General features: G+C 74.3%; 1 protein-coding gene. It reads right to left on the reverse strand.

The window, feature by feature from the left end:
- The coding region (locus N4P33_RS35025) for a helix-turn-helix domain-containing protein (RefSeq protein WP_260830944.1) at positions 1–1472 on the reverse strand (1472 nt) is incomplete at its 3' end.
- Between the last annotated feature and the right edge of the window lie 246 nt (positions 1473–1718).

Genomic DNA, 1718 nt, shown 5'->3' on the forward strand with positions numbered 1-1718 from the left:
GGGCGGTGGGGTGGTGGGGTCGCGGAGAGGAGGACTCGGCCCAGGGATGTCGCGTGGGCCGGAAGGCGCGTGCCCACCGTGATGTTCACGCTCATCACCCGGGGCGTGGACGCCCTCGCCGTGTACTGGATCTCCTCGCCCGGTTCCACCAGGATCGCCAGCGACGCCGACTCCTGGGTGCGGTGCGCCAGCGCGGTGAGGTGGGGCTGGGCGATGCGCGGGAGCGTGGTGCGGGACAGAGGCGGGAAGCCCAGGCCCAGGACTCGGGGGGTCAGTCGGTAGCGGTCCGCCGTGGCCTCCACCAGGCCCTCGTGTTCGTAGGTGATCAAGGCTCGGCGGGCCGTGGCTCTCGCCAGGCCCGTCGCCCTCGCCACCTCCGACTGAGTCAGCTCCGGCCTTCCCTCGTCGAACGCCGTCAGTACGGTCAGCCCGCGGGCCAGGGATTCCACGAAGTCCCGGCCCAGTTCCTGTTTGGACGCCGTCGTCCAGGTCGCCAGGTTCGAGGGGGGCGCCACGGGGGAAGGGCCCGGGGCCGTGCGCAGGGTGTGCTCCATGGCGGACACCGCCGCGCGCAGGCGGGGGAGGAGCGAGGCGCGCAGGTCGTCCGCCGTGTGGCGGCTCGTGTGACTCACCACGCTCGCCACGCACGCCGTCCGGCCTGTCGCGGGATCCCGTACGGGGACCGAGACCGCCACCAGGCCCGGTTCGATCAACTGGTCGTCCAGGGACCAGCCGTTCCGCGCCGCGTCCTCCGTACGGCGCTCGAAGTCCTCGTCGGGGGTGGCGTGTTCGCGGGGCGGGACCGCCGGGAAGGTGCGGTCCGCCGGGTCCGTTGACCTCCGCTCGCGCCACGCCGTCCAGTCCTGCCGCGTCCATTCCGCCGCGAACAGCGGGCCCGGGGCCGTGCGTTCGGCCGGGAGCAGGTCGCCGATGCGGAAGCTCAGCGACATCGCGCGGCGGCGGGTCGCCTGGTGGATGAAGCGGATGCCGTCACGGTCGGCGACCGCCAGCGACACCGACTCGTCCAACTCGTCGGCCAGCGCGTCCGCGTGGCCGGACAGCAGCGCCGGCAGGCGCAGGGCGGCCAGGTAGGCGTTGCCCAGCTCCATCAGGCGGGGGGCGAGTGTCACGTCCCGGCCGTCCACGCGGACGTAGCCCATGCGGGCGAGGGTGGATGTGATCCGGTCGACCGTGGAGCGGGCGAGACCCGTGGCCCGTTCCAGCGCGCTCAGGCTCAGCGTGCCGTCGGGTGCGTCCGTCAGGCGGCGCAGTACGGCGATCCCGCGCAGCAGCGGCGTGACCGCCTCGGGCGGCGGACCGTTCCGCGGGCCCGCACCGAGCCGTCCGGCGGCGCCGGGCTCCTGCCAGAGGTCACCGGGCTCCTGCCGGAGGTCACCGGGCTCCTGCCGGAGGTCACCGGGCTCCTCTCGGAGGTCACCGGGCTCCTCCCGGGGGGCGTCCTGCGTGGTCATGGCGGGCATCGGTTCTCCGGTACGGCGATCGCGTCCGGTACGGCGATCGCGGCAGGCCTACGGTAGTCCGCGCGGGGCGGGCCGCCGGCGTCCGTACGCCGGTGCGTGCGGTATGCGATGCGCCGCGTGCGTCGAGCGTGTCGGCGCGGGGGTGCGCCGGTGCGTCGGGTACGCCCGTACGTCGCGTATGGCCAATCCTCGGGTACGCCGTAAAGCCCGTCCCCACCCCTCAATCCCGCCCCTCCA

The sequence above is a fragment of the Streptomyces sp. 15-116A genome (genome assembly GCF_025290915.1).
Lineage (GTDB): Bacteria > Actinomycetota > Actinomycetes > Streptomycetales > Streptomycetaceae > Streptomyces.